2 protein-coding genes are annotated in these 2,618 nt (G+C 32.4%); both read left to right on the forward strand.

The genetic code is table 11. The features are described 5' to 3' along the window. Positions 1 to 47 precede the first annotated feature (47 nt). Positions 48 to 536 carry a hypothetical protein gene (locus OCT58_RS10170; RefSeq protein ID WP_267202713.1) on the forward strand — a complete coding sequence of 163 codons (489 nt, stop codon included), beginning with the start codon at positions 48 to 50 and terminating at the stop codon, positions 534 to 536. A gap of 719 nt (positions 537 to 1,255) precedes the next feature. After that, positions 1,256 to 2,323, forward strand: coding sequence for a protein rep (locus OCT58_RS10175; protein WP_267202714.1), 1,068 nt, complete (start codon positions 1,256 to 1,258; stop codon positions 2,321 to 2,323). Positions 2,324 to 2,618: the final 295 nt, after the last annotated feature.

A 2,618-nucleotide genomic window follows, 5' to 3' on the forward strand; every position in this document is an offset into this window, starting at 1 on the left:
AAAACGATAGGAAAATGAAAATCAGTTATTATTGGAGGAATTTTTGTATGACAAAAAATAGAAAAATGTATTTAGGATTCGGAATAGGAATTGTTGTATTGATTATCATTGCTATATTAGGTATACATATTTCTCATTCTCATCAAGTTAATAGAATACTTCCAGGACATGCTTATCAAATATCAACGTCTAATCAAGGCCCAAGTGGGCCATGGCAGAAGAAACAAATTCTTGTTTTTGGTAAAGGAAATGAAGAAGGAAATGTTGATTTTGTTCACAGTAAAATGGATGCTGATGAAATTAAAGGTGATGACAGTGAATTTAAAATGCATGCCACTCCATGGAACTGTACATATACAGCCACAAAAAATTCTTTAACTATTTATGATAATCCTTCAAATACTACGAAAAAAACTTTGAATTTTGATTTAAAAAATGCGGAAGTTAAAGGGAATACAATTACTGGAACCGCCAAATGGAAAGATGGATTAGGAGGTTATGGTTTGTGGGACGTCAAGCTAACCAAGATTTATTAGTCTTACTCATTAGCTGGATTTAGTAATTAATGTTATAATTTTAGTAGAGAAATAGGCCGGAAATGGTTGCAAAAAAGCCACCCAACTAGTGCGAATAGTTGAGTGGCTTTTATTTTGCGCTCCATACCGTCAAAGATTATTTTCTCTGACGAAGCCAATCAGAGAAAAGCGCAGTTAATAATGAAACCAATAGGCTCAATGCTGCTGAGAGAAATAGACTTTTCATGGTTGCTCACCTCCTTATCGTAGGAGTTGCCACGGACGGCTTTTTAATTATATCAAATCTCTGGATAGCCGGCTGACCGTGCCCTTAGGGTGGTAGGTCAGGAAAGGCTATCCAGAGATTAATATAGATAAAGTTTTGTTGTTAATGTAAAAAATAAAAATGGTTGAAAGTGACAAAAGTTTTAACTTTTGTTGCTCTCAACCATTAGTCCAGGGGTGAGGGGGTGGAAGACCCCCTAATTTGGGGGCTTGTCCCCCAAATTATCCTTCTCTTGATAATATATCCAACTATTTTCCGTTAGAAGCGGAACTCTTACTCTCCCAATGGATTCGGTGCCTACCTTAAATGACCATTTTTTAATTGTTTAAAATAAAAAAACGATGAAACTTTTTAGGCCTCACCTGTTATAATTATAAATGTCCAGTAAATAAAAATAAGGGGTGAAGTGTATCATCGTCGATTTATCTTTTTATATTTCGAGATACATTATAGCATGCTTAAACAAAAAATTGAACTAAAAGAAGAACAAGTTATTGAAGGTGAATCCTTTAATACTAGTGTTCCAGAAGATTATCAAAATAAAAAAAGTGGAAATGCAAAAGTTGCTTATCTTATGCAACTAGGACATTTTTCTACTCTTAATCATCGAAAATCTGTACAAGAATGTGGAAATTGGCTTCACTTTATTGCTACCAAAGATTTTTCAAAGAAGAAACTTTTTTCAGCTAATTTTTGTAATGATCGCTTTTGCCCTACATGTGCATGGCGTAAGGCTCATAAAGACGCTGAGATGGTGGCCACAATGATGACTGCAATTAAAGAAGAAAAGGATTATGACTATCTTTTCTTAACCCTTACTGTACCTAATGTTAAGGGTTCATATTTGAAGCGAACTATTACTAAAATGAATCACGATTTTGGTGTGATGACTAGAAGAAAAAGATTTGCCTTCATTCAAGGTTATATGAGAAAACTTGAAGTTACCTACAATTGGCAAAGAGATGATTATCACCCACATTTTCATGTAGTAATTGCTGTTAAGAAAGATTATTTTACTAGTGATCAATATATGGATCATGAAGAATGGCTTCATGAATGGCGCAAAGTTACTGGTAATTCAAAAATTACCCAAGTTAATGTTGAAAAAGTAAAAGATAAAAATAATTCTTCAGCAATTTTGGAAATTGCCAAGTATTCAGCAAAAGATGAAGATTATACTCGTAACCTTGATGTGTTCTCGACCTTTTATAAAGCCCTAAAAGGGCGTCAATTGATGGTATTTAATAAGATATTTAAGGAATATCGAAAGAAATATGAAGTTGGAGAACTTGATCAATATAGTGCTCGAGAAATTGATAATAATGAGTATTATTGGTTGATTGTGGGAACATGGTCAGCTAAAGAAAAATATTATGAATCGCAATATCGACGCTTAACTGATAAGGAAATTGAAGATATAAATAAGCGATTATCTGGTGAAGAATCTAAGGAGAAGAAAGAGGATCGAGCAAAAGTAGTTCATCTTCAATGGCAACGATTCAAAAAAAATTCTTTTTGCTGATGTTGAAAGTTAATTGTAATCTTTATATTATTGTGAATTTGTGAGCAAAAGTATTTTTAATAAAAGCTCTTATGTTTAATCATAAGGGCTTTTTTTGTTATTGGTTACACCTCTTTAAATGATTTTAGCATATTAAAATATGGTAATTTAGTTAATAGCTTGAATTTTATTTAAAACGATAGGAAAATGAAAATCAGTTATTATTGGAGGAATTTTTGTATGACAAAAAATAGAAAAATGTATTTAGGATTCGGAATAGGAATTGTTGTATTGATTATCATTGCTATATTAGGTA

This window comes from Limosilactobacillus kribbianus (assembly GCF_026413145.1).
GTDB lineage: Bacteria > Bacillota > Bacilli > Lactobacillales > Lactobacillaceae > Limosilactobacillus > Limosilactobacillus kribbianus.

Bases quoted from the DNA above. Each gene is read 5' to 3' on its own strand.
- OCT58_RS10170 (WP_267202713.1), top strand. From the start codon at position 48: ATGACAAAAAATAGAAAAATGTATTTAGGATTCGGAATAGGAATTGTT.
- OCT58_RS10175 (WP_267202714.1), top strand. From the start codon at position 1,256: ATGCTTAAACAAAAAATTGAACTAAAAGAAGAACAAGTTATTGAAGGT.